Below are 24,678 nucleotides of genomic sequence, written 5' to 3' on the forward strand. Positions count from 1 at the left end.
ACCCACCTGTACCTTCCGCACCCGACGCGCACCGGCTTCCCCTCCGGTGACTCTTCGTCGCTGTGCGCTCACACCCAGAGTAGGGGCGGGTGGTACGAGTGGGGAAGAGGAGCAGCACATGGCCGCCTACTGTGACAGACACGCTCGATTGAGCACATAGCGAGTCAGTGGACGGTAATAATCGGACCGGACACCGTCGTCAACCGGAACCACGACGGACACGCGGCCCTCCGCCTCACCGACGAAGAGCGCCGGATCGTCGGTGTCGGCGAGCCCGATGGCCTCGATGCCCAACTGACCTGCCCCGCAGACCCATCCATGGTCTCCGACGACCAGCTCCGGGAGCGGCCCGCCCGCCTCCGCCGCACCGTCCAGCGCGACCCGAACGGGGAGAGGGGAATGCGTGTGTGCGCCGGTCTCACTCCCCGCGCTCGAGGCTTCGGATTCCCGCACCAACGCGACTCCCCGTACATAGTCCAGGCGGTATGTGCGTACGCCGAACCGGGTCGTTATGTCGATACATCTCCCCTTCGCCGGAGTGAGGACGACGCATCCAGCTGCCGACAAAGCGTCTGCCAACCCCGCGTAGAAGCCGATCAACCGGTGCGGATGCCCGGTTCCGAACAGCACGGGAGCCCGCCGGCCGACGGCCGCGCCGAGCCGCTCGGCGAAGGCGTCGAGGCTGCTCAACGTCCGCTCGGGGTCGATGACATCGCCGCCCGACACATGCGCCGGGTCCCCCGACACTCCGCACCGGTCGGCCATGAGCCGCAGCAAGTCACGCTCGTGCCAGGCCCGTTCGGGGGTGAGGCCCAGCGTCGCGCGCGGATCGCGGGCGGCGAAGAGCCGGTAACTGCGCAGGCTCTGCTCCCGCGTGGTGGCCACCGGGCCGGCCAGTCGGGCGGCCAGCAGATGGGCCCGGAGGGCGTTGGTGATCGGCACGGTCCCGATGGTCCCGCACCGGGCGGGACACGGGGCCAAAACGGTTGCGGGACCGCACAGTTGGAGTAGCCGAGAGGGCGCGCGGTGCGTCGGCCGGGGGCGTCAGGGCAGCAGCCCTCGCAGCGGGAAGGACGCCTTGCGGGTCGCGATGATCGCCTGGTCCAGCCGGTCGGCCGGGTCGTAACCCGCGTCCCAGGACTCCCAGTTCGCCGTACGCCCGTCCGTCATCCGATGGGGCGCGGACTCACGCGTACGGGCGTACACCTCGTCCCGCCACTCCTCCGGCACCGGCGTCTTCGGATCGATGGGCGCGTGCGCCGCGATCGCCACCAGGTGCGTCCAGGAACGCGGCACGACGTCCACGACCGAGTATCCGCCACCGCCGAGAGCGACCCAGCGGGCCTCGTCGACGTAGGCGTGCGCCAGTTCGTGGCAGGAGGCCTGCACGGCGCGCTGCGCGTCGAGCGACACCGCCAGGTGGGCCAGCGGGTCCTCGAAGTGCGTGTCGGCGCCGTGCTGTGTCACCAGCGCCTGCGGCCGGAAGTCCGCGAGCAGTTCGGGTACGACGGCGTGGAAGGCCCGCAGCCATCCCTCGTCGCCCGTCCCCGCGGGCAGCGGCAGATTGACCGCGCTCCCCTCGGCCGCGTCCCCGCCCGTCTCCTCCGGCCAGCCGGTCTGCGGGAAGAGCGTGCGGGGATGCTCGTGCAGCGAGATGGTCAGCACGCGCGGGTCGTCCCAGAACGACGCCTGGACACCGTCCCCGTGGTGCACGTCCACGTCCACGTACGCGACGCGCTCCGCGCCCAGCTCCAGGAAGCGGGCGACGGCGAGCGAGGCGTCGTTGTAGACGCAGAAGCCCGAGGCCGCCCCGGGCATCGCGTGGTGCAGGCCGCCGGCGAAGTTCACGGCGTGGTTCGTCTCCCCGCGCCATACCGCGTCGGCGGCGCCGACCGACTGCCCGGCGATGAGCGCGGACGCCTCGTGCATGCCGGCGAAGGCCGGATCGTCGGGTGTCCCGATGCCGTACGAACCGTCGGCGGACCGCGGATCGGCCGAGTAGCGCCGTACCGCTTCGACGTACTCCTGGCGGTGGACGAGTCTCAGCGTGGAATCCCCGGCGGAGGGCGCGGAGACCACGTCCACCTTGCTGTCCAGCCCGTACGCGCGTACGAGCTCCCTGGTCAGTGCCAGCCGCACCGGGTCCATCGGGTGACTCGCCCCGAAGTTGTAACCCGTTACGGCGTCATCCCACATCAGCTGCGCGCGACCGGTCATGCCTGCCACCGTATCGGGCGGCACCGTCGGCGAACGACGGGGCGTACACCAGGGTCACCAGGATCATCAGCATCGGTACGAGCATCGCGCCCCGGTAGCTCCACAGGTCACCGAGGGCGCCGACGAGGGGAGAACCGATCAGGAACCCCACGTAGTTGAAGATGTTCAGCCGGGCGACAGCCGCGTCGCTGGCGCCCGGGAACATCCGCCCGGCGGCGGCGAAGCACTGCGGCACGAGGACGCAGAGCCCGAACCCGAGCACCGTGAACCCCAGGATCCCCACCCACGCGCCGGGCGCCAGCGCGACCACCGCGAACCCGGCGGCGGCGAAGAGCGCCCCGAACCGCACGACGGCGACCGGGCCGAAGCGGCGTACGCCGAGGTCACCGGCGGCGCGGCCGAGAAGGGTGGTGACCATGTAGGCGTTGTACGGGACGGTGGCGACCTCGTCGGAGCTCCCCAGGACGTCCTGGAGGTACTTGGCGCTCCAGTTGGAGACGGTGGAGTCACCGATATAGGCGAAGGTCATGACGAGACAGAGGGGCAGGAGGGCCTTGAAGGCCACGCTGCCGGCGGTGGTGGCTTTCGCATCACCGGTGTTGGTGCCAGTGTCCGTGTCCGTGTCCGCTTCTGTGTACCAGCGGCTCCCGACGAGCGCGGCCGGCAACAGCACAACGACGACCGGCAGATACGACACCAGCAGCGACAGATCCCAGTGCGCGCCGGCCCAGGCGAGCGAGGCCCCGGCGATACCCCCGAGGCTGTACGTGGCGTGGAAACCGGGCATGATGCTGCGCCCGTACGCCCGTTGAAGGCGCACGCCCAGCATGTTCATCGACGCGTCGAGAGCACCGACCGACAGCCCGAACCCGCCGAGCGCGACGGCGAGCTGCCACATCTGATCACCGGCGGCCACCCCGAGGAGAGCGAGCAGCACGACGGGCTGGGCCCAGCGCAGTACGACGCGGGGCCGCATGTGCGCGACGATCTTCTCGGTGAGCACGCTGCCCACACCGGCGAGAATCGGCACGGCCGCGAGGAACACCGGCAGCAGTCCGTCGGATATCCCGTACCGGTCCTGGATGGCGGGAATGCGCGTGACGAGGAGAGCGAAGGCGACCCCTTGCACGAGGAAGCTCAGGGCCAGGGCCACCCGTCCGTGTCTCAACCGCACATCTGTGTTGACCGGTATGCCTGTCATGGCCGGACAGCGTATGGCTCAGCGCTACCCAGGGGTAGATGGATCAACCAAGCAGTTCCAGGAGCTCGGCCATCGAGGAGAAGTACCCCGTCGCCCCCGGCAGCTTCTCGGCAGGGGTCATCGCGGTGAACGCGTACACATCCATCCCGGCCGCCCGCGCCGCGGCCAGCCCGAGCGGACTGTCCTCGACAACAACGCACCGCGCGGGGTCCACGCCCATCCGGTCGGCGGCGTGCAGAAAGAGATCGGGGGCCGGCTTGCCGCGCCCGACGTCCTGCGCGCTGAAGACAATCCCGGGCTCGAACCACCGGTCCAGCCCGGTCTTACGGTGTCCCACCCGGATCCGCTCATGGCTCCCGGACGACGCGACACAGTACGGCTGCCCGTCGGCGACCAGCTTGCCCAGCACCTCGGTAACACCTTCCACGGGCTCCAACTCCCGCTCGAACGCGGCGAACACGCGACGGTGCAGGGTGTCGTCGAAGTCGGCGGGCAGCTGCTGCCCGGTCCTCTCCCGTACAAGGTCGTGCACCCGGTGGACCGCGGCGCCCATGTAGTCGCGGAGGGAATCCTCGTACGTGGTCGGATGACCGAGCTCGGTGAGATAGCCGGCAAGGATGGTGTTGGAAAGCGGCTCGCTGTCGACGAGGACGCCGTCGTTGTCGAAGATAATCAGTGCATAGCGCATACGCCGACTGTAAACGGCCCCCGAACGCAAAAATGCCTCGGCCCCCGGACACATGGTCCAGGGGCCGAGGCCAATGATTGTTCGGCGGCGTCCTACTCTCCCACAGGGTCCCCCCTGCAGTACCATCGGCGCTGAAAGGCTTAGCTTCCGGGTTCGGAATGTAACCGGGCGTTTCCCTCACGCAATGACCACCGAAACACTGCGAAACACACAAACAGGTGGATGACAGCACAGCCTGTTCGTTGTCTCAGAACTAACACAGTGGACGCGAGCAACTGAGGACAAGCCCTCGGCCTATTAGTACCGGTCAACTCCACACCTCACAGTGCTTCCATATCCGGCCTATCAACCCAGTCGTCTACTGGGAGCCTTACCCCATCAAGTGGGTGGGAGCCCTCATCTCGAAGCAGGCTTCCCGCTTAGATGCTTTCAGCGGTTATCCCTCCCGAACGTAGCCAACCAGCCATGCCCTTGGCAGAACAACTGGCACACCAGAGGTTCGTCCGTCCCGGTCCTCTCGTACTAGGGACAGCCCTTCTCAAGACTCCTACGCGCGCAGCGGATAGGGACCGAACTGTCTCACGACGTTCTAAACCCAGCTCGCGTACCGCTTTAATGGGCGAACAGCCCAACCCTTGGGACCGACTCCAGCCCCAGGATGCGACGAGCCGACATCGAGGTGCCAAACCATCCCGTCGATATGGACTCTTGGGGAAGATCAGCCTGTTATCCCCGGGGTACCTTTTATCCGTTGAGCGACGGCGCTTCCACAAGCCACCGCCGGATCACTAGTCCCGACTTTCGTCCCTGCTCGACCCGTCGGTCTCACAGTCAAGCTCCCTTGTGCACTTACACTCAACACCTGATTACCAACCAGGCTGAGGGAACCTTTGGGCGCCTCCGTTACCCTTTAGGAGGCAACCGCCCCAGTTAAACTACCCATCAGACACTGTCCCTGATCCGGATCACGGACCCAGGTTAGACATCCAGCACGACCAGAGTGGTATTTCAACGACGACTCCACAACCACTGGCGTGGCCACTTCACAGTCTCCCACCTATCCTACACAAGCCGAACCGAACACCAATATCAAACTGTAGTAAAGGTCCCGGGGTCTTTCCGTCCTGCTGCGCGAAACGAGCATCTTTACTCGTAGTGCAATTTCACCGGGCCTATGGTTGAGACAGTCGAGAAGTCGTTACGCCATTCGTGCAGGTCGGAACTTACCCGACAAGGAATTTCGCTACCTTAGGATGGTTATAGTTACCACCGCCGTTTACTGGCGCTTAAGTTCTCAGCCTCGCCACACCGAAATGTGACTAACCGGTCCCCTTAACGTTCCAGCACCGGGCAGGCGTCAGTCCGTATACATCGCCTTACGGCTTCGCACGGACCTGTGTTTTTAGTAAACAGTCGCTTCTCGCTGGTCTCTGCGGCCACCCCCAGCTCAAGGTGCAAGACCCATCACCAGAAATGGCCCCCCTTCTCCCGAAGTTACGGGGGCATTTTGCCGAGTTCCTTAACCATAGTTCACCCGAACGCCTCGGTATTCTCTACCTGACCACCTGAGTCGGTTTAGGGTACGGGCCGCCATGAAACTCGCTAGAGGCTTTTCTCGACAGCATAGGATCATCCACTTCACCACAATCGGCTCGGCATCAGGTCTCAGACTTATATGCACGACGGATTTGCCTACCGTGCGTCCTACACCCTTACCCCGGGACAACCACCGCCCGGGCTGGACTACCTTCCTGCGTCACCCCATCGCTTGCCTACTACCACCTCGGGTCAACGGCTCCACCACTTTCCATTCCCCGAAGGGTCCGGAACGGCTTCACGGTCTTAGCATCAGAGGATTCAACACTGGGCGTTTCAAAGCGGGTACCGGAATATCAACCGGTTGTCCATCGACTACGCCTGTCGGCCTCGCCTTAGGTCCCGACTTACCCTGGGCAGATCAGCTTGACCCAGGAACCCTTAGTCAATCGGCGCACACGTTTCCCACGTGTGTATCGCTACTCATGCCTGCATTCTCACTCGTGAACCGTCCACCACTGCCTTCCGGCGCGGCTTCACCCGGCACACGACGCTCCCCTACCCATCCCAACGGGCGTTGGCCCACATGCTGGAATGACACGACTTCGGCGGTACGCTTGAGCCCCGCTACATTGTCGGCGCGGAATCACTTGACCAGTGAGCTATTACGCACTCTTTCAAGGATGGCTGCTTCTAAGCCAACCTCCTGGTTGTCTCTGCGACTCCACATCCTTTCCCACTTAGCGTACGCTTAGGGGCCTTAGTCGATGCTCTGGGCTGTTTCCCTCTCGACCATGGAGCTTATCCCCCACAGTCTCACTGCCGCGCTCTCACTTACCGGCATTCGGAGTTTGGCTAAGGTCAGTAACCCGGTAGGGCCCATCGCCTATCCAGTGCTCTACCTCCGGCAAGAAACACACGACGCTGCACCTAAATGCATTTCGGGGAGAACCAGCTATCACGGAGTTTGATTGGCCTTTCACCCCTAACCACAGGTCATCCCCCAGGTTTTCAACCCTGGTGGGTTCGGTCCTCCACGACCTCTTACAGCCGCTTCAACCTGCCCATGGCTAGATCACTCCGCTTCGGGTCTTGAGCGCGCTACTATGACGCCCTATTCGGACTCGCTTTCGCTACGGCTTCCCCACACGGGTTAACCTCGCAACACACCGCAAACTCGCAGGCTCATTCTTCAAAAGGCACGCAGTCACGACTGGCAGCACAAGTACTGCCAGCGACGCTCCCACGGCTTGTAGGCACACGGTTTCAGGTACTATTTCACTCCGCTCCCGCGGTACTTTTCACCATTCCCTCACGGTACTATCCGCTATCGGTCACCAGGGAATATTTAGGCTTAGCGGGTGGTCCCGCCAGATTCACACGGGATTTCTCGGGCCCCGTGCTACTTGGGTGATTCTCAAACGAGCCGTTAATGTTTCAGCTACGGGGGTCTTACCCTCTACGCCGGACCTTTCGCATGTCCTTCGCCTACACCAACGGTTTCTGACTCGCCGACCGGCCGGCAGACCGGTCAAAAGAACTCCCACAACCCCGCATGCGCAACCCCTGCCGGGTATCACACACATACGGTTTGGCCTCATCCAGTTTCGCTCGCCACTACTCCCGGAATCACGGTTGTTTTCTCTTCCTGCGGGTACTGAGATGTTTCACTTCCCCGCGTTCCCTCCACACTGCCTATGTGTTCAGCAGTAGGTGACAGCCCATGACGACTGCCGGGTTTCCCCATTCGGACACCCCCGGATCAAAGCTCGGTTGACAGCTCCCCGGGGCCTATCGCGGCCTCCCACGTCCTTCATCGGTTCCTGGTGCCAAGGCATCCACCGTGCGCCCTTAAAAACTTGGCCACAGATGCTCGCGTCCACTGTGCAGTTCTCAAACAACGACCAACCACCCACCACCCCCACCACACGGCAGAGTTCACTGGGGCCGGCAACCCGAAGGACGAGCATCACTGCCCGTACCCTCAGACACCCAACAGCGCGCCCGGCCCTCCCCATCCCCCCGGACTGTGTTCCACGCCCCCCAAGAGGGGGCAGTACTGACAGGCCGTGAAGACCGGAAGAGCCGAATAGTCAACGTTCCACCCATGAGCAACCAGCACCGGACACTCGCCGATGAACTGGCCTCTGACCAAACAGAAGCTTGGTAAGAAGTGCTCCTTAGAAAGGAGGTGATCCAGCCGCACCTTCCGGTACGGCTACCTTGTTACGACTTCGTCCCAATCGCCAGTCCCACCTTCGACAGCTCCCTCCCACAAGGGGTTGGGCCACCGGCTTCGGGTGTTACCGACTTTCGTGACGTGACGGGCGGTGTGTACAAGGCCCGGGAACGTATTCACCGCAGCAATGCTGATCTGCGATTACTAGCAACTCCGACTTCATGGGGTCGAGTTGCAGACCCCAATCCGAACTGAGACCGGCTTTTTGAGATTCGCTCCACCTCACGGTATCGCAGCTCATTGTACCGGCCATTGTAGCACGTGTGCAGCCCAAGACATAAGGGGCATGATGACTTGACGTCGTCCCCACCTTCCTCCGAGTTGACCCCGGCGGTCTCCTGTGAGTCCCCATCACCCCGAAAGGCATGCTGGCAACACAGAACAAGGGTTGCGCTCGTTGCGGGACTTAACCCAACATCTCACGACACGAGCTGACGACAGCCATGCACCACCTGTACACCGACCACAAGGGGGGCACCATCTCTGATGCTTTCCGGTGTATGTCAAGCCTTGGTAAGGTTCTTCGCGTTGCGTCGAATTAAGCCACATGCTCCGCTGCTTGTGCGGGCCCCCGTCAATTCCTTTGAGTTTTAGCCTTGCGGCCGTACTCCCCAGGCGGGGAACTTAATGCGTTAGCTGCGGCACCGACGACGTGGAATGTCGCCAACACCTAGTTCCCAACGTTTACGGCGTGGACTACCAGGGTATCTAATCCTGTTCGCTCCCCACGCTTTCGCTCCTCAGCGTCAGTAATGGCCCAGAGATCCGCCTTCGCCACCGGTGTTCCTCCTGATATCTGCGCATTTCACCGCTACACCAGGAATTCCGATCTCCCCTACCACACTCTAGTCTGCCCGTATCGAATGCAGACCCGGGGTTAAGCCCCGGGCTTTCACACCCGACGTGACAAACCGCCTACGAGCTCTTTACGCCCAATAATTCCGGACAACGCTTGCGCCCTACGTATTACCGCGGCTGCTGGCACGTAGTTAGCCGGCGCTTCTTCTGCAGGTACCGTCACTTGCGCTTCTTCCCTGCTGAAAGAGGTTTACAACCCGAAGGCCGTCATCCCTCACGCGGCGTCGCTGCATCAGGCTTCCGCCCATTGTGCAATATTCCCCACTGCTGCCTCCCGTAGGAGTCTGGGCCGTGTCTCAGTCCCAGTGTGGCCGGTCGCCCTCTCAGGCCGGCTACCCGTCGTCGCCTTGGTAGGCCATTACCCCACCAACAAGCTGATAGGCCGCGGGCTCATCCTGCACCGCCGGAGCTTTCAACCACCCCCCATGAGGGGAACAGTATTATCCGGTATTAGACCCCGTTTCCAGGGCTTGTCCCAGAGTGCAGGGCAGATTGCCCACGTGTTACTCACCCGTTCGCCACTAATCCACCCGAAGGCTTCATCGTTCGACTTGCATGTGTTAAGCACGCCGCCAGCGTTCGTCCTGAGCCAGGATCAAACTCTCCGTGAATGTATGCCCGATATCGGGCGCCACCACGAGAGCGGAACACCAGGACGGAATAAGACCCGGTGTTCACAGCGTCCTCGCTGTGTTTCTATCAAAGGAACCCAAACCCAACCCACCAAACAGGTGGACCAGGCCGGGGTATCAACATATCTGGCGTTGACTTTTGGCACGCTGTTGAGTTCTCAAGGAACGGACGCTTCCTTCGGTCCCGTCTCCGGGTCCCTCCGGGCTTTCCCTTCGGTCTTGCTGTCTTGCGTTTCCGACTCTATCAGAACCTTTCGGCGCCTGATTCCCAGTCAGCGGGTTTGTCTTTCCGGCCCTGCGGCCGTTCCGACGAGTGAAACCTTAGCGGAACCCTTCCCCCGACGCTAATCGGGGTTTCGCGTCCCGTGTTCGAACGCGGATTCCTCATTTCGCAAAAGCGCGCGCAAAAGAAAGCGACCGGATGTCGCACGTTTGCAGTGGCCTTGCGGAATGACCGTCCGGGGATCGACCGGGGTCGATGCTCACTTCGGACAGCTCGGAGAACATTACGTTCACGACTTGGACGTGTCAACCTCGGGTCATCGGGGTAGGGCGCGCGTACTCTTGCTCCCATGACCACGCATGCGTGCACTTTCAGCTGGCGGGCCGTCTGACGGCGGCCCGCTGACACGTATGTGACCAACGGCCGCCGCTCTGGCGGCCGTTCGCGTTTCTCCCCTGGTGGAGGTCCGAGAGCCCGGCCCCGGGCGGCGGCTCCGACCAGGAGTGGGACGAGTGAGATGACGCGGATCTTCAGTGGAATCAAGCCGACGGGCCATCTGACGTTGGGCAACTACCTCGGGGCCGTACGCAGGTGGGCCGAGGTGGATCAGTACCGGGCCGACGCCCTGTTCAGCATCGTCGATCTGCACGCCCTGACCGTGGAGCACGATCCGGCCAGGGTGCGCAGACTCAGCCGGCAGGCGGCGACGCTCATGCTCGCCGCGGGGCTGGACCCCGCTCGGTGCACCGTCTTCGTGCAGAGTCATGTCGGCGCGCACACCCGGCTCTCCTATCTGCTGGAGTGCACGGCCACGGACGGCGAGCTGCGGCGCATGATCCAGTACAAGGAGAAGTCCGTGCGGGCGAAGGCCGCCGGGCAGAGTGTGCGGGCGTCGCTGCTGACCTATCCGGCACTGATGGCGGCGGACATCCTCGCGTACCGGACCGACGAGGTGCCGGTCGGTGACGACCAGACGCAGCATGTGGAGCTGACGCGCGACCTGGCCGAGCGTTTCAACCTTCGCTACGGGCCGACGTTCACCGTGCCCAGGGCCACGAATCCGCCGGTGGCCGCGCGGGTCATGGATCTGCAGGATCCGAGCTCGAAGATGGGGAAGTCGCACGAGTCGGGCGCCGGGATCGTCTATCTGCTCGACGAGACGGACGTGGTGCGCAGAAAGGTGATGCGGGCGGTCACGGACAGCGGCCGCGAGGTCGAGTACGACCCGGTCGCCAAACCCGGGTTGGCCAATCTGCTGGAGATTCTCTCGGCGTGCGGAGGCGGGAACCCGAGTGAGCTTGCCGGTGCCTATGAGTCGTACGGCTCACTCAAGCAGGACACCGCGGAGGCCGTCATCGAGCTGTTGCGGCCGGTCCGGGCGCGGCATGCGGAACTCGCGGCGGATCCCGGTCATGTGGACAAGGTTCTGAAGGAGGGTGCGGAGCGGGCCAGGGAGATGGCCCGGCCGGTGGTGGACGCGGCCTATGACGCGGTCGGGCTGTTGCCCGCAGGCTGACAGGACGAGGAACGGGGCGGGTCGGTCAGCCGTTGCCGGAGGCCAGTTCGCGGCTGCGGTCGCGGGCGGCTTCGATGGCGGCGATGAGGGCGGCCCGTACGCCGTGGTTCTCCAGCTCGCGGATGGCGCTGATGGTGGTGCCCGCCGGGGAGGTCACGGCCTCGCGGAGCTTCACCGGGTGTTCGCCGCTGTCGCGCAGCATGACCGCGGCGCCGATGGCGGCCTGGACGATGAGGTCGTGGGCCTGGGCGCGGGGCAGGCCGAGGAGGATGCCGGCGTCGGTCATGGCCTCGACGAGGAAGTAGAAGTACGCGGGGCCCGAGCCGGAGAGGGCGGTCGCCGCGTCCTGCTGGGACTCGGGGACGCGGGCCGTCTTGCCGACGCCGCCGAAGATCTCCTCGGTGTGGCTGAGGTCGGCGGGGGTGGCGTGGCTGCCGCCGGAGATGACGGACATGCCTTCGTCCACGAGGACGGGAGTGTTGGGCATGACGCGTACGACGGAGATACCGGTGGTGAGGCGTTCCTCGATGAAGGACGTGGGGATACCCGCGGCGGCGCTGATGACCAGGCGGTCGGCGGGGACGTGGGGGGCGAGTTCGTCGAGGAGCTTGCCCATGTCCTGCGGCTTCACGGCGAGGATGAGCGTGTCGGCGCGCTTGGCGGCTTCGGCGTTGGTGACGGGTTCGACGCCGTAGCGGTCCCGGAGCTGGTCGGCGCGTTCGGCGCGGCGGGTGGTGACCAGGAGGTCGGCGGGGCGCCAGCCGGCGCGGATCATGCCACTGAGGAGAGCTTCGCCGATCTTGCCGGTACCGAGCACTGCGATGGTCTTGGTCATGCGGGGTCACCTCGCCGGTGGGGTGGGTCGAGCTGTCGTACGGAACGTCCATGACCATCCTCGCACCGGCGGCGAGGGCGGGCCCGCCGTGTCCGCGTGGCGGAACGGCGGGCGGGCCCGACACTCCCTACGCGGTGCGGCGGCGGAGGGTGGCCGCGCCCAGGGCGAGGACCAGGACCGCGCAGCCGGCGACGATCCCGATGTCGCGGACGAAGTCGCCGGTGACCTCGGAGTGGCGCAGGACCTCGTTCATGCCGTCGACGGCGTAGGACATGGGCAGGACGTTCGAGATCGCTTCGAGTACCGGGTGCATGTTCTCGCGTGCGGTGAACAGTCCGCAGAGCAGCAGTTGGGGGAAGATCACCGCCGGCATGAACTGGACCGCCTGGAATTCGGAGGAGGCGAAGGCGGAGACGAAGAGTCCGAGAGCCGTGCCGAGCAGGGCGTCGAGGAGTGCGACCAGCAGGAGCAGCCAGGGTGAGCCGATGACGTCCAGGCCGAGGCCCCAGACGGCGAGCCCGGTGGCGAGGAGGGACTGGAGGACCGCGAGGGCGCCGAAGGCGAGGGCGTAGCCGGCGATGAGGTCGGCCTTGCCGAGGGGCATGGCGAGCAGGCGTTCCAGGGTGCCCGACGTGCGCTCGCGGAGGGTGGCGATGGAGGTGACCAGGAACATCGTGATCAGCGGGAAGATGCCGAGCAGTGAGGCGCCGATGGCGTCGAAGGTGCGGGCGTCGGCGTCGAAGACGTAGCGCAGGAGGAAGAGCATCACGCACGGGACGAGGATCATCAGCGCGATGGACCGGGGGTCGTGGCGCAGTTGACGCAGAACGCGGGCGGCGGTGGCCAGGGTGCGGGCTCCGGAGAAGGCGCGCGGCGGGCGGGCCGAGACCTGGGGCGAGGGGGCGGCCGGGGCCGGGGTCGGGGTGGTCATCGCGGGGTCTCCTGGAGTGCGTGGGCGTTGGCCTCGTCGACCAGGTGGAGGAAGGCTTCTTCGACCGTTTCGCGGCCGGTGCGGGTGCGCAGGGCGTCGGGGGTGTCGTCGGCGAGGATGTCGCCTTCGCGCATCAGGAGGAGGCGGTGGCAGCGTTCGGCCTCGTCCATCACATGGGAGGAGACGAGGAGCGTGGCCGCGCGGTCGGCTGCGATGCGGTGGAAGAGCTCCCACAGGTCGCGGCGGAGGACGGGGTCGAGGCCGACGGTCGGTTCGTCGAGGACGAGGAGTTCGGGTGTGCCGAGCAGGGCGACGGCGAGCGAGACGCGGTTGCGCTGGCCGCCGGAGAGCCTGCCGGCGAGGGCGTCGGCGTGGGAGGTGAGGTCGACGTCGGAGATGGCGCGGTGGACGGTCTCGTCGCGGGCGTCGCGGTGGGAGCGTCCGGGGTTGAGGACGGCCGCGAAGTACTCCAGATTCTGACGGATCGTCAAGTCGTCGTAGACCGAGGGTGCTTGGGTGACGTAGCCGATGCGGGCGCGGAGCGTGGCGTCGCCGGCCGGGCGGCCGAGGACGTCCAGGGTGCCGGTGACCTTGGCCTGGGTGCCGACGACGGCGCGCATCAGGGTGGACTTGCCGCAGCCGGACGGGCCGAGGAGGCCGGTGATCCGACCGGGCGGTACGGCGAAGCCGAGGTCGCGCAGCACGGTGCGTTCGCCCCGTACGACGCGCAGTCCGTGGGCGCGGATGGCAGCCTCTGCTTTATTCATCACCTGATGAATAATGCTCCCGCCCGCGCCGCACCGTCAAGGCCAGGGGCTCAGCCGAAGCCCGGGATGTGTGCGAGCAGGGCCGGCTGACGGGACGCCAGCTTCAGCGAGCGGACCGTGGAGCGGACGATGCCCTCCTTCACGTACGCCGCGGGGCGGCCGGTGAGGACGCGTTCGCGGGGTGAGTCGTCGGGCCGTACGAACTGGACCAGTCCGTCGTGGCGGCCCAGGCTCAGACACTGGAGGTAATAGGAGAAGTTCAGGGGTTTCGGCTCCTGGCCGCGCAGTTCGGCGATGATCGCGCTCGCGGCCTGCGAACCGCAGGGAAGGGCCGCCGCGCACCCCATGCGCAGCGCACCGGCCGCGGTGGTGTGCCCGGCGGCCGAGTCGCCGGCGCCGTACACCTCCGGGTGGGACACCGAACGCAGCACCGCGTCGACCTCCAGCCGCCCTCCGGCGTCGGTCGCGATCCCGGCGGCGCGCGCCAGTTCGGTGTTGGGGGTCATCGAGGCGGCCCACACGACGACGTCGGTGTCGATGTCGTCCGGACCGGCGACACGGCGGTCTTCCTCGACACGTACGCCGCGGCCGGCGAGCACCGTACGGACATGGGCGCGGCCCTTCGCGGAGAGCCCCGGGCCGACGTCGCCCTCCGTAAGAAGGGTGACGCGCCAGCCGGGGTGGGTCTCGGCAAGTTCGGTGGACAGCTCGATACCGGTGAGGCCGCCGCCCACGACCGTCAGGGAGCCGGGTCCGTCCTTCAGGCGCTTGTGCAGTTCGGTGGCCGACTCGACCGTGTACGCGCGGTCCCGGTCGCCGGGGCCGACGGACCGGGTGCGGCTGCCGAGTGCGTGGACGAGCCGGTCGTACGGCAGGACACGGCCGTCGTCGGTACGGACCTCGCGGCCCGCGGTGTCGATCTCGGTGGCGCGGGCGGCGACATGGATGATCCCGGTCGGGCGGAGAAATGAGCCGAGCGGGTGGGTGACGTCGGGGCGTCCGGCCGCGTGTTCGTGCAGCCGGACGCGTTCGGTGAACCGGTCGGCGGGGTCGACGAGGGTGACGTGGGCGTGCGGGGCGAGGCGCAGTGCGGACATCATCCCCGCGTAGCCCGCGCCGACCACGACGATCCGCGGCTTCTCCGAAGGAAGGGGGTGCGTGTTGGTGGGTGTCATACAAGGGGGACGACATAGCGCCCCAGCTTGTGACGGTGAGTGCGGTCACAGACTCCCGAGGTCGAGGTGGCGCAGCTTCTCCGGGTTGATCACGGCGTCGATCTCGGTGATGAGCCCGCCGTGCACGCTGAAGGCGAAGACGATGACCCGGTCGCCGACGGGGTCGGTGACCACGAGGCCAGGGGCGCCGTTCACCTCGCGTACGGAGGCGCTCATCGTCTCGGGGTCGTAGTCACGCGCGAGGTGCCGCGCGAAGCGGACGGCCTTCTCGTCGCCGATGACGGGCAGCCTGGCCGCCGTGACCTTGCCGCCGCCGTCCGAGCGCCACACCACCCCGGGGTCGAGGATCTCCAGCAGTCCGTCGAAGTCCCCGCCCAGCACGGCCGACAGGAACGCCTCGACGGCCCGCCGGTGTTCGCCCCGGTCGACGGAGCGGCGGGGCGCGTCGGCCCGTACCCGGCGGCGGGCGCGGGAGGCCAGCTGCCGTACGGAATCGGGCGTGCGCCCCACGACGTCGGCGATCTCCTTGAACGGCACGGCGAAGACGTCGTGCAGGATGAACGCGGTGCGCTCCGCCGGTGTCAGCCGCTCCAGCACGGTGAGCATGGCGAGCCCGACGGACTCGTCCAGCGTGACCCGGTCCTCCGGACCACTGTCGGTGACCACCGGCTCGGGCAGCCACGGCCCGACGTACGACTCACGGCGGGCGCGCGCGGAGCCGAGCTGGTCGTAGCAGAGCCGGCTGATGACCGTCGTCAGATACGACCTGGGGTCGTCCGCCTCGTCGTCGGGCAGCCGCTGCCAGCGCAGCCAGGTCTCCTGCACCGCGTCCTCGGCGTCCGCGACGGATCCGGTGATGCGGTACGCGATGCCCCACAGCCTCTTGCGCTCGCGCTCGAAAACCGCCAGATCGGCCATGTGTCGGCGCTCCTCTCCCTGTGCCGGTGTCTCGCCCGGTCCCGGTGCCGGACCCCCGCCGTCAGGCGTCGGACGACGGGCCTCGAAGGACAGACGAAGCGGAGTCGCGAAATGTGACAGTCAGCTCGACCGAGTACGCCTCGTCGACCTGGCCGGTCGGAAAGATCTTGAGCAGTTCGGCGCGTTCGACGGCGAGGCAGGCGGCCGTGGCCTCCTCACCGAGGACGCGGAAAAAGGAGTGGCTGCCGAGATTGGCAAGGTGGGTGTCGAGCGGGACGGTGCGGGTCCAGTGCAACTCGCGCCGCACGCACGGCAGGTCCTGCGGCAGTCTCTCGGCGCGTCGGCCCCCCGAGCCGTGCGAGCTCTCGGCCTCGCTCTCGCCCGCGAGCCGGTGGAGCCGTTCCTCCTGCGCGGCGACCCAGGGCACGGTGGGGTCGGCGACGTTCCACCACAGGGCGAGCGCGCCGCCCGGCCGCAGCACCCGCAGTGCCTCGGGGACGGAGCGGGCCGGGTCGGTCCAGTGCCAGGACTGGGCGTACGTCACCAGATCGACGGACGCGTCCGCGATCGGCAGCGCGTCGCCGAAGCCCCTGACCAGCGGGGTGTCGGGCAGACCCTGGCGCAGCCGCGCGGCCATGCCGGGACCCGGCTCGACCGCGACGACCTCGGCGCCGCGCGCACGCAGCAGACGGGTCGCTATACCGGTCCCGGCGCCGACGTCGAGGACGCGGGAGCCACTGAGAGGGCGGCCGGACAGTTCCTCGACGGCGTCGAAGAGCACCGGCGGATAGCCGGGCCGGGCGGCGTCGTACTGGCCGGCGACGACATCGAAGGAGAGCGCGCGATCGGTCATGCGTCCCATCCTGCCGGGTGCGGGGGTGTGCGGGGGCGCGGTCCTCGGGAGCCCGGTCCGCCCCGCGTCACTTGCGCTTGGTACGTCCGCCCTTGCGGGCGGCCGGGTTGCGGGTTCGGGCGGTGCGGCGGCGCTCGTACTGGCCGACGGCCGTCTCGTACTCGGTACGCCGCAGCCCCTCCCCCGGCGCCTCGGTGAGTGAGCGCACGAAGTACGCGACCAGCGAGCCGATGAAGCCGATGCCCTTGAGACTGCGCAGCGCCTCCTCGCGGGCGGCGTCGACCGGGCGCTTGGAGAACCCTTCCCAGGTCTTGCGGAAGGCGATAGCGCTGCACACCGAGAACATCACGATGACGAGCACGCCGACGAAGGGACTGGAGTTCGCGATCTCCAGGCCCTGATAGGCGAAGCGCAGCAGGAAGCACCCGCCCACGGCGGCGGTCAGTGAGCCGGCGGCGACGCCCACGCGGCGCGGCCCGTACCCGCCGTCGTGGGCGACCCACGTCGTGCCGAAGAAGCGGATGGGCTCGGGCTGCGGGCCGTCGGGACCTCCGCCGGGACCGCCTCCGCCGTCGCGACTGCCGCCGCCCGTGGACGGCGCTGCCGCTGCCGCGACGGCGGGGGTGTCGGCGGCTTCGCCGCCCTCGTCAGGAATTGCGCTCTTTCTCCGGCTCACAAGATGATTATCCCTGTGCGCCGCTGCCCGGACCGAGGGACCTGGGCCTCGGCCTCAGCGGCTCAGCGGCTCAGCGGCTCAGGCGCAGCGCGGGGCGACGTATCCGTCGCTGCCCGTCTTGACGTACGCGTCCGAGACGAACTCGCCGTTGGCGATGTTGTCCCAGATGTTCGACGTTCCGTACGGCCCGTTCACCGACGTGCCGGGCTTCTGGCAGTAGACCGGCACCTTCACGTTGTACGGAAGGGTGCGGACCACCGAGTAGTGCGTGCCCGGACCCGAGCGCACATTGACGCGGTAGCCCGGCGCGATCGGGTATCTGACGACCGCCGCGGCGAGTGCCACCGCCTCGGCCTCCGTGTCCGTCCGCGTGTCCGTCTGCGCGAGCTCTGCCACGTCCCCCGCCTCGTCAACAGCCATCGCTGCTCTCCCCCTTGTTGATCTTGTTGAATGTTCACACTCTTCGACGCGCAGGCTAGCAACACCCTTCAGCCACAGCCGCACCATCGACTAGGCTCCGTGAGTCGCGATCGCAGAAAGCGACACGGGGGAAAACACACATGGAATACGCCGGCAGTTACCGCCTGGAGGCCTGTCTCGGCTCCGGTGGCATGGGCGTCGTACATCTGGCACGCTCCGCGTCGGGCCTGCGACTCGCCGTGAAGGTGGTGCACCAGCAGTACGCGGCGGACCCGGAGTTCCGCGCCCGCTTCCGTCAGGAGGTCGCCGCCGCGCGCCGTGTCAGCGGTGCCTTCACCGCGCCCGTCGTCGACGCCGACCCGGACGCCGAGCGGCCCTGGATGGCCACCTCGTACATCCCGGGTCCGACGCTGGCCGAGCAGGTGAAGAGCAACGGGCCCATGGCTCCCGCCGAGTTGCGCCGGCTGACGGCGGGACTCGCCGAGGCGCTGCGGGACATCCACCGGGCCGGTGTCGTCCACCGGGACCTCAAGCCCGGCAACGTACTCCTTACGGACAACGGCCCCAGGGTGATCGACTTCGGGATCTCGCGGCCGGTCGACAGCGATCTGCGCACCGAGACGGGGAAGTTGATCGGCTCGCCGCCGTACATGGCGCCGGAGCAGTTCCAGCGTCCGCGTGAAGTGGGGCCCGCGGCCGACGTGTTCGCGCTGGGGTCGCTGCTGGTGCACGCGGCGACCGGGCGCGGGCCGTTCGACTCGGACAGCCCGTACATCGTCGCCTACCAGGTGGTACACGACGAGGCCGATCTGGTGGGGCTGCCCGCCGATCTGGCGCCGCTGGTGGGGCGTTGCCTCGCCAAGGATCCGCAGAAACGTCCCACCCCTGACGAGATCATGTCGGAACTGCGTCCGCCTTCTTACGAGGCGGACGCGTTCATACCGGCTCAACGGCGCTCGGCGGAGCGGCCGTTGGCAGTACCCGGAGGTGAGCAGCGCACCCACGTCGGTGCGCACTCACCGGCCGGGAGCGCGGCCACGCCGAAGCCGTCCCCCCGTCCCGCTCCGAAGCGGGACGGCAGGCGCGAGCCCGTGGAGCCGAAGACCGCGGGCGACGGCGGACGGCGTGGCCAAGTCAAGTGGCCGGCGCTGGCAATCGGCGCCGTGGTGCTCGTGTACGGCGCCCTCTGGGCCGCGCAGGGCTTCGGCGATACACGGGCCCCCTCGTCCGCCCCGCGGGGCTCAGGCGCCGCGGAGACAGCCGGCGTGGCCTTCGAGCCGTGGCTGGCCCCGGCCATCGGGAAGACCGCCGAGCGCGGCACCGCACCGGCGTGTTCGTACACACCGAGCGTCTCCGGCGTCTCGGCGACCCTGCTCTGCTCCACCGCCGGCGTCGCCGCCGCCCGCCTCGATCCGGCCGACGGCCATGTCATCTGGTCGCACGGCGCGGGCGCGGAGACCCCGTCCGTGCCCGTCGTCTCCGGCGGCCTCGTCCACGCCGTCCTCACCTCCGTGAAGAGCGCGCGCCTGCGGGCGTACGACAAGGACGACGGCACACCGGTCTGGAGCGCGGACGTCTCCGGTCGCCAGGGCGGCGTCCACCATGCCGGCGACACCGTCCTGCTCGTCGGGAACGACGGAAGGGTGGAGGCGCTCAACGGCGCCACGGGCAAGCGGCGTTGGGAACGTCCGCTGCCCGGACACACCGACCCGATCCTCGCCTTCCACAGCCCGGGGACCGGTCATACCTACGCCGCCGAGTCCTCGGCCGACGGCCGCACCACGCTGGTCAGCGCGGTGGACCCGAAGAACGGCGAACTCGCCTGGCAGCGGCGGCTGGACGGAAATCTCGATCCGGTGGCCACCGAGGGCGGCGCCCTGTTCCTCGCGTCGCTCGACCGGGACTCGATGACGGACGCGGTCGTGCGCTACGACCCCGCGCGGGGCGACGTGCGCCGTGTCCCGCTGCCGTATGTCATGACCGATGCACAGCTCGCCGTACGCGACGACACCGCGTATCTCCTGGCGCGGGGCGGGAGCCTGGTGGCCGTCGACACCCGCCGTACGGGGAAGAACACCAAGCCCCGCTGGGAGTTGGAGACCGACGTCGCCCGCTCGTCCCGCCCCGTCGTGACGGCCGGTGACCGGCTGTACTTCTCCGCCGCCGACGGACAGCTGATCACGGTCGACACGGCGAACGGGTCGCTGGTCGGGCGTACGAAACCACGTCTGCTCTCGGGAAAGCTCGCCTACATGTCGACACTGCCCGCCCCCGCGACGGCGCCCGGCCGGGTCTACGCCGGTGCGCCCGACGGGTCCGTCTTCGCCGTGGACAGCGAGAACCCCGGCACCTGGTGACAGACACCGGGTGCCGGGGTCGCGCTCACGGTTGAAAAGGCGCCGGCGCGTCAGCCCAGCAGGGAGACGTCGCGGACCGCGCCCTTGTCCGCGCTCGTCGCCATCGCCGCGTACGCGCGCAGCGCCACGGAGACCTTGCGCTCGCGGTCGACCGGCTCGTACACACCGTTCAGCGCGTCCCGCCGGACCGCCAACTCGTCGTCCGCGACGAGCAGTTCGATCGAGCGTCCCGGGATGTCGATCCGGATCCGGTCGCCGTCCCGTACCAGCGCGATCGTCCCGCCGGACGCCGCCTCGGGCGAGGCGTGGCCGATCGACAGGCCCGACGTACCGCCGGAGAAGCGGCCGTCGGTGACCAGGGCGCACGCCTTGCCCAGGCCGCGGCCCTTCAGATACGAGGTGGGGTAGAGCATCTCCTGCATGCCGGGGCCGCCGCGCGGACCCTCGTAGCGGATGACGATGACGTCGCCCTCCGCGATCTCCTTACGGAGGATCTTCTCGACGGCGTCCTCCTGCGACTCGCAGACGACTGCGGGGCCTTCGAAGGTCCAGATCGACTCGTCCACGCCGGCGGTCTTCACCACACAGCCGTCGACGGCCAGGTTGCCCTTCAGCACGGCGAGTCCGCCGTCCTTCGAGTACGCGTGCTCCAGCGAGCGGATACAGCCGCCCTCGGCGTCCAGGTCGAGCGTGTCCCACCGCTCGGACTGGGAGAACGCGGTCGCCGAGCGCTCGCAGCCGGGCGCCGCGTGCCACAGCTCCACGGCCTCCTCGGAGGGTGAACCGCCGCGCACGTCCCAGGTCTTGAGCCACTCGTCGAGCGAGTCGGAGTGCACCGAGTGCACGTCCTCATCAAGAAGGCCGCCCCGGTACAGCTCGCCCAGGATGGCGGGGATGCCGCCGGCCCGGTGGATGTCCTCCATGTAGTACGTGCCGCCGGGCGCGACGTTCGGCGCGACCTTCGCCAGGCACGGGACGCGCCGCGAGACGGCGTCGATCTCGTCCAGGCCGTAGTCGAGACCGGCCTCCTGGGCGGCGGCGAGGAGGTGCAGGATCGTGTTCGTGGAGCCGCCCATGGCGATGTCGAGTGCCATGGCGTTGTCGAAGGCCGCGCGGGTGGCGATGTTGCGCGGCAGGACGGTCTCGTCGCCGCCTTCGTAGTAGCGCTGGGCGATGTCGACGACCGTGCGGCCCGCGTTCTCGTACAGCGCCTTGCGCGCGGTGTGCGTGGCGAGGACCGAGCCGTTGCCGGGCAGGGCGAGGCCGATGGCCTCCGCGAGACAGTTCATCGAGTTGGCGGTGAACATGCCGGAGCAGGAGCCGCAGGTCGGGCAGGCGTTCTCCTCGATACGGAGGATGTCCTCGTCCGAGACGGACTCGTTGACGGCGTCCGAGATCGCGTTGATCAGGTCCAGCTTGCGGACGGTGCCGTCGACGAGGGTGGCCTTGCCGGCCTCCATCGGGCCGCCGGAGACGAAGACCGTGGGGATGTTGAGGCGCATCGCCGCCATCAGCATGCCCGGCGTGATCTTGTCGCAGTTGGAGATGCAGATCAGCGCGTCCGCGCAGTGCGCCTCGACCATGTACTCGACGGAGTCGGCGATCAGATCGCGGGACGGCAGGCTGTAGAGCATGCCTCCGTGGCCCATCGCGATGCCGTCGTCGACGGCGATGGTGTTGAACTCACGCGGGACGGCTCCGGCGGCCTTGATCGCCTCGGAGACGATCCGGCCGACGGGGGCGAGGTGGGTGTGGCCGGGGACGAACTCGGTGAAGGAGTTGGCCACGGCGACGATCGGCTTGCCGATGTCCTCGCTCGCTACGCCCGACGCCCGCATAAGGGCGCGTGCGCCCGCCATGTTGCGGCCGTGGGTGACAGTGCGGGACCTCAGCTCGGGCATCGTCGCTCGCTCCTTCGGCAGATCCTTCGGTGGAAATGACTTTTTCGAGCCTACGCCCACCGCTCCAAGATCTGGACTCTCCGTCCGGAATGCGGGACACCTGTCCGGGTTCCGCTCAGGCTTCGGTCAGATACCGCTGGAGCGTCGGCGCGACGAGTCTGACGATCTCGTCCGTGTCCACGGAGGCCAGCGGCTCCGCCTTGAGCACGTACCGCAGGATCGCGATCCCGATCATGTGCGAGGCGGCCAGCTCGGCGCGGAGGGTGGGATCCGGTACGTCCAGTTCCACCGCGATCCGCTCCAGCAGCCGCCGCAGCACGAACTTGCGCAGCAGGGCCGCCGCCGCCTCGTTCGTCACGGCGGAACGGATGATCGCGAGCAGCGGGGCCCGGGACACCGGGTTCTCCCACACGCTGATGAAGTAGCGCGCGAGCCGCTCGCCGATGCCCTCCTCGCCGCCGCTCAGCAGCGCGGGAAGCACCATCGCCGGCTCGAAGGAGACCTCGATGGCGGCGCCGAAGACCTCCTCCTTCGTACCGAAGTAGTGATGCACGAGGGCGGGGTCCACGCCCGCCGCCTTCGCGATGCCTCTTACGGAGGTCTTGTCGAAGCCGCGCTCGGCGAACTCCGTACGGGCCGCATCCAGGATCCGTTCGCGCGTGCCGGGACCGGTGTCCGTGTCCGAGCGGGCGGGGCGGCCACGGCGGCGCGGGGCCGTACCCGTCATCGGCGGCGCATCCCCGGGCGGCCGTACGACAGGCGCGGCTGCGGCGCCCGGGTCTCCGCGGCGGACGCTCCCGACGGCGTACCGGCGGCGGAGCCGGTCGGCGATCCGGCGGCGGTCCCCGTCGACGCCAGGTGCAGCCGGGTGAAGGCCAGCGCCTCCGCCAGGTCGGCCTCGCGTTCGGCCGAGGACATCGCGCGCCGGGTGTTGACCTCGATGACGACGTTCCCGTCGAAGGAGCTGCCCGCGAGCTGTTCGAGGAGTTCGGCGCAGGGCTGGGTGCCGCGTCCTGGCACCAGGTGCTCGTCCTTGGCCGAGCCGTTGCCGTCGGCGAGATGGATGTGCCCCAGCCGGTCGCCCATGCGGCCGACCATGGACATCGCGTCGGCGCGGGCGGTGGCGGTGTGCGACAGGTCGACGGTGAAGTGGCGGTAGTCGTCCTTCGTCACGTCCCAGTCGGGGGCGTACGCGAGCACTTCACGGTCCCGGTAGCGCCACGGGTACATGTTCTCGACGGCGAACCGCACGTCCGTCTCGTCGGCCATGCGCCAGACGCCGGTGACGAAGTCGCGCGCGTACTGGCGCTGCCAGCGGAACGGCGGGTGTACGACGACGGTGGAGGCGCCCAGCCGCTCGGCGGCGGCCTGCGCGCGCTGGAGCTTGGTCCACGGGTCCGTCGACCAGACGCGCTGCGTGATCAGCAGACAGGGCGCGTGGATGGCGAGGATCGGCACGTGGTGATAGTCGGAGAGCCGGCGCAGTGCCTCGATGTCCTGGCTGACGGGGTCCGTCCAGACCATGACCTCGACGCCGTCGTACCCGAGGCGCCCGGCGATCTCGAAGGCCGTCGCCGTGGACTCCGGATAGACGGAGGCCGTCGACAGCGCGACCTTCGCATCCGGGATGCGCACCACTGCTTCTGCCACGGGGACAGGGTACGGGCAGCGGAGGGCGGCTTCGCGGGCAGCGGCGGGGAAAGTGACGAGTGCAACGGCTCGCCCTCCTGAAGAGGGCGAGCCGTCACAGGGCGAGCGCTCTACAGGCGAGCGGTCGCAGGAAGCGGCGCTCAGACCTGCGTCGTCGGCAGCTGGTCCAGCCGTCGCAGGATCACGCCCTCGCGCAGCGCCCAGGGGCAGATCTCCAGCTCGTCGACGCCGAACAGATCCATAGCCGCGTCCGCGACCAGCGCGCCAGCGAGCAGCTGGGGCGCCCGCCCGTCCGACACACCGGGCAGCGCGGCACGGCGCGCGGCGGGCATCACCGCCAGTTTGGGGACCCACTCCTCCAGCGATTTACGGCTCAGGTCCCGCTGTACATAGAGCCCGTCGGCGGACCGGGCGGCCCCGGCGATCCTGGCCAGCTGCCGGAAGGTCTTCGAGGTGGCCACGACATGGTCCGGTTCGCCGAAGCGGGTGAACTCACCGACGCAACGGGCGATCTCGGCCCGCACATGGCGGCGCAGCTCCTTCACGGCCCCGGGATCGGGCGGATCGCCGGGCAGCCAGGCCGCGGTGAGGCGGCCGGCGCCCAGGGGCAGGGACGCCACGGCGTCCGGTTCCTCGTCGACGCCGTAGGCGATCTCCAGCGAGCCGCCGCCGATGTCCAGGACCAGCAGCCGCCCCGCCGACCACCCGAACCAGCGCCGGGCGGCGAGGAACGTCAGCCGGGCCTCCTCGTCCCCGGTCAGGACATGGAGGTCAACGTCCGTCTCCGCCTTGACCCTGGCGAGTACCTGGTCGGCGTTGCTCGCCTCGCGCACGGCGGACGTCGCGAACGACAGCACCGCCTCGCAGCCCTTGTCCTCGGCCGCCTGGAGCGCGTCGGCGACCGTGGCCACCAGCCGGTCCACGCCGTCGGGGCCGATCGCGCCGTCCGCGTCGAGCAGTTCGGCGAGCCTCAGCTCGGTCTTGTGGGAATGGGCGGGCAGCGGGCGCGCGCCGCGATGCGCGTCGACCGCCAGCAGGTGGACGGTGTTCGAACCGACGTCGAGAACTCCGAGTCTCATGCGCGA

18 protein-coding genes and 3 rRNA genes are annotated in these 24,678 nt (G+C 68.0%); 2 read left to right on the forward strand and 19 right to left on the reverse strand.

The genetic code is table 11. The features are described from left to right. Positions 1 to 126: 126 nt before the first annotated feature. The 7 genes from OIE74_RS15835 to OIE74_RS15865 form a co-directional block, all read right to left on the reverse strand. On the reverse strand, positions 127 to 942 hold the full coding sequence (locus tag OIE74_RS15835) for a phosphatase (protein WP_329383535.1): 816 nt from the start codon (positions 940 to 942) through the stop codon (positions 127 to 129). Between the two features lie 102 nt (positions 943 to 1,044). Continuing rightward, on the reverse strand, positions 1,045 to 2,217 hold the full coding sequence (locus OIE74_RS15840; protein WP_329383538.1) for an acetoin utilization protein AcuC: 1,173 nt from the start codon (positions 2,215 to 2,217) through the stop codon (positions 1,045 to 1,047). After that, positions 2,186 to 3,418, reverse strand: a complete 1,233-nt coding sequence (locus OIE74_RS15845) for an MFS transporter (RefSeq protein ID WP_329383541.1) — start codon at positions 3,416 to 3,418, stop codon at positions 2,186 to 2,188. Before OIE74_RS15845 ends, OIE74_RS15840 begins: the two co-directional genes overlap by 32 nt. A gap of 43 nt (positions 3,419 to 3,461) precedes the next feature. Beyond that, positions 3,462 to 4,106: an HAD family hydrolase gene (locus OIE74_RS15850; RefSeq protein WP_329383544.1), complete on the reverse strand. Its 645-nt coding sequence runs from the start codon at positions 4,104 to 4,106 to the stop codon at positions 3,462 to 3,464. A 79-nt stretch (positions 4,107 to 4,185) separates the two neighbouring features. Next, positions 4,186 to 4,302: ribosomal RNA gene (gene rrf / locus OIE74_RS15855) — 5S ribosomal RNA — on the reverse strand. A gap of 81 nt (positions 4,303 to 4,383) precedes the next feature. Then, positions 4,384 to 7,507: ribosomal RNA gene (locus tag OIE74_RS15860) — 23S ribosomal RNA — on the reverse strand. A gap of 319 nt (positions 7,508 to 7,826) precedes the next feature. Then, a 16S ribosomal RNA gene (locus OIE74_RS15865) occupies positions 7,827 to 9,350 on the reverse strand. The 16S, 23S and 5S rRNA genes sit together here, the layout of an rRNA operon. Positions 9,351 to 10,111: 761 nt before the next feature. On the opposite strand from OIE74_RS15865, the gene trpS reads away from it, so the two are divergent. Continuing rightward, positions 10,112 to 11,110: a tryptophan--tRNA ligase gene (trpS, locus tag OIE74_RS15870; protein WP_329383547.1), complete on the forward strand. Its 999-nt coding sequence runs from the start codon at positions 10,112 to 10,114 to the stop codon at positions 11,108 to 11,110. A gap of 25 nt (positions 11,111 to 11,135) precedes the next feature. On the opposite strand, the gene proC is transcribed toward trpS, so the two are convergent. The 8 genes from proC to OIE74_RS15910 all read right to left on the reverse strand — a co-directional run bounded on the left by proC (position 11,136) and on the right by OIE74_RS15910 (position 17,685). Next, positions 11,136 to 11,945, reverse strand: a complete 810-nt coding sequence (gene proC / locus OIE74_RS15875; RefSeq protein WP_329383550.1) for a pyrroline-5-carboxylate reductase — start codon at positions 11,943 to 11,945, stop codon at positions 11,136 to 11,138. A 127-nt stretch (positions 11,946 to 12,072) separates the two neighbouring features. Then, complete coding sequence (locus tag OIE74_RS15880) at positions 12,073 to 12,876, reverse strand: ABC transporter permease (protein WP_329383553.1); 804 nt, start codon at positions 12,874 to 12,876, stop codon at positions 12,073 to 12,075. Further along, entirely contained in the window at positions 12,873 to 13,643 is a 771-nt protein-coding gene (locus tag OIE74_RS15885; protein WP_329383556.1) for an ABC transporter ATP-binding protein, read from the reverse strand. The genes OIE74_RS15880 and OIE74_RS15885 overlap by 4 nt, the downstream gene beginning before the upstream one ends. A gap of 50 nt (positions 13,644 to 13,693) precedes the next feature. Beyond that, complete coding sequence (locus OIE74_RS15890) at positions 13,694 to 14,818, reverse strand: NAD(P)/FAD-dependent oxidoreductase (protein WP_329383559.1); 1,125 nt, start codon at positions 14,816 to 14,818, stop codon at positions 13,694 to 13,696. Positions 14,819 to 14,863: 45 nt separating this feature from the next. Further along, positions 14,864 to 15,736 carry an RNA polymerase sigma factor SigJ gene (gene sigJ / locus OIE74_RS15895; protein WP_329383561.1) on the reverse strand — a complete coding sequence of 291 codons (873 nt, stop codon included), beginning with the start codon at positions 15,734 to 15,736 and terminating at the stop codon, positions 14,864 to 14,866. Positions 15,737 to 15,797: 61 nt separating this feature from the next. Continuing rightward, complete coding sequence (locus OIE74_RS15900; protein WP_329383563.1) at positions 15,798 to 16,589, reverse strand: class I SAM-dependent methyltransferase; 792 nt, start codon at positions 16,587 to 16,589, stop codon at positions 15,798 to 15,800. Between the two features lie 67 nt (positions 16,590 to 16,656). Then, positions 16,657 to 17,112 carry a hypothetical protein gene (locus OIE74_RS15905; protein WP_329392316.1) on the reverse strand — a complete coding sequence of 152 codons (456 nt, stop codon included), beginning with the start codon at positions 17,110 to 17,112 and terminating at the stop codon, positions 16,657 to 16,659. 231 nt (positions 17,113 to 17,343) lie between these two features. Beyond that, positions 17,344 to 17,685 carry an SH3 domain-containing protein gene (locus OIE74_RS15910; protein WP_329383566.1) on the reverse strand — a complete coding sequence of 114 codons (342 nt, stop codon included), beginning with the start codon at positions 17,683 to 17,685 and terminating at the stop codon, positions 17,344 to 17,346. 140 nt (positions 17,686 to 17,825) lie between these two features. Here OIE74_RS15910 and OIE74_RS15915 point away from each other — a divergent pair, with 140 nt between their 5' ends. Then, the gene (locus OIE74_RS15915) at positions 17,826 to 20,042 is read left to right on the forward strand and encodes a serine/threonine-protein kinase (RefSeq protein ID WP_329383569.1); all 2,217 of its coding nucleotides are present in this window, start codon (positions 17,826 to 17,828) and stop codon (positions 20,040 to 20,042) included. Between the two features lie 50 nt (positions 20,043 to 20,092). Here the strand turns inward: OIE74_RS15915 and ilvD are convergent, their stop codons facing one another. The 4 genes from ilvD to OIE74_RS15935 form a co-directional block, all read right to left on the reverse strand. Next, a complete protein-coding gene (ilvD, locus tag OIE74_RS15920) occupies positions 20,093 to 21,943 on the reverse strand; it encodes a dihydroxy-acid dehydratase (RefSeq protein ID WP_329383572.1) in 1,851 nt (616 codons plus the stop codon). Positions 21,944 to 22,058: 115 nt separating this feature from the next. After that, a complete protein-coding gene (locus OIE74_RS15925) occupies positions 22,059 to 22,670 on the reverse strand; it encodes a TetR/AcrR family transcriptional regulator (RefSeq protein WP_329383575.1) in 612 nt (203 codons plus the stop codon). Next, positions 22,667 to 23,593, reverse strand: a complete 927-nt coding sequence (locus OIE74_RS15930; protein ID WP_329383578.1) for a sugar phosphate isomerase/epimerase family protein — start codon at positions 23,591 to 23,593, stop codon at positions 22,667 to 22,669. The genes OIE74_RS15925 and OIE74_RS15930 overlap by 4 nt, the downstream gene beginning before the upstream one ends. Before the next feature lie 140 nt (positions 23,594 to 23,733). Continuing rightward, positions 23,734 to 24,672: a Ppx/GppA phosphatase family protein gene (locus OIE74_RS15935; protein ID WP_329383581.1), complete on the reverse strand. Its 939-nt coding sequence runs from the start codon at positions 24,670 to 24,672 to the stop codon at positions 23,734 to 23,736. Between the last annotated feature and the right edge of the window lie 6 nt (positions 24,673 to 24,678).

This window comes from Streptomyces sp. NBC_01716, assembly GCF_036248275.1.
Taxonomy (GTDB): Bacteria; Actinomycetota; Actinomycetes; order Streptomycetales; family Streptomycetaceae; genus Streptomyces.

Excerpts from the sequence above, each read along its gene's own strand:
- OIE74_RS15885 (WP_329383556.1), bottom strand. The coding sequence starts at position 13,643 with ATGAATAAAGCAGAGGCTGCCATCCGCGCCCACGGACTGCGCGTCGTA.
- OIE74_RS15910 (WP_329383566.1), bottom strand. The coding sequence starts at position 17,685 with ATGGCTGTTGACGAGGCGGGGGACGTGGCAGAGCTCGCGCAGACGGAC.
- OIE74_RS15935 (WP_329383581.1), bottom strand. The coding sequence starts at position 24,672 with ATGAGACTCGGAGTTCTCGACGTCGGTTCGAACACCGTCCACCTGCTG.
- proC (WP_329383550.1), bottom strand. The coding sequence starts at position 11,945 with ATGACCAAGACCATCGCAGTGCTCGGTACCGGCAAGATCGGCGAAGCT.
- OIE74_RS15925 (WP_329383575.1), bottom strand. The coding sequence starts at position 22,670 with ATGACGGGTACGGCCCCGCGCCGCCGTGGCCGCCCCGCCCGCTCGGAC.
- OIE74_RS15840 (WP_329383538.1), bottom strand. The coding sequence starts at position 2,217 with ATGACCGGTCGCGCGCAGCTGATGTGGGATGACGCCGTAACGGGTTAC.
- OIE74_RS15845 (WP_329383541.1), bottom strand. The coding sequence starts at position 3,418 with ATGACAGGCATACCGGTCAACACAGATGTGCGGTTGAGACACGGACGG.
- OIE74_RS15880 (WP_329383553.1), bottom strand. The coding sequence starts at position 12,876 with ATGACCACCCCGACCCCGGCCCCGGCCGCCCCCTCGCCCCAGGTCTCG.
- trpS (WP_329383547.1), top strand. The coding sequence starts at position 10,112 with ATGACGCGGATCTTCAGTGGAATCAAGCCGACGGGCCATCTGACGTTG.
- sigJ (WP_329383561.1), bottom strand. The coding sequence starts at position 15,736 with ATGGCCGATCTGGCGGTTTTCGAGCGCGAGCGCAAGAGGCTGTGGGGC.
- OIE74_RS15915 (WP_329383569.1), top strand. The coding sequence starts at position 17,826 with ATGGAATACGCCGGCAGTTACCGCCTGGAGGCCTGTCTCGGCTCCGGT.
- OIE74_RS15850 (WP_329383544.1), bottom strand. The coding sequence starts at position 4,106 with ATGCGCTATGCACTGATTATCTTCGACAACGACGGCGTCCTCGTCGAC.
- OIE74_RS15890 (WP_329383559.1), bottom strand. The coding sequence starts at position 14,818 with ATGACACCCACCAACACGCACCCCCTTCCTTCGGAGAAGCCGCGGATC.
- ilvD (WP_329383572.1), bottom strand. The coding sequence starts at position 21,943 with ATGCCCGAGCTGAGGTCCCGCACTGTCACCCACGGCCGCAACATGGCG.
- OIE74_RS15900 (WP_329383563.1), bottom strand. The coding sequence starts at position 16,589 with ATGACCGATCGCGCGCTCTCCTTCGATGTCGTCGCCGGCCAGTACGAC.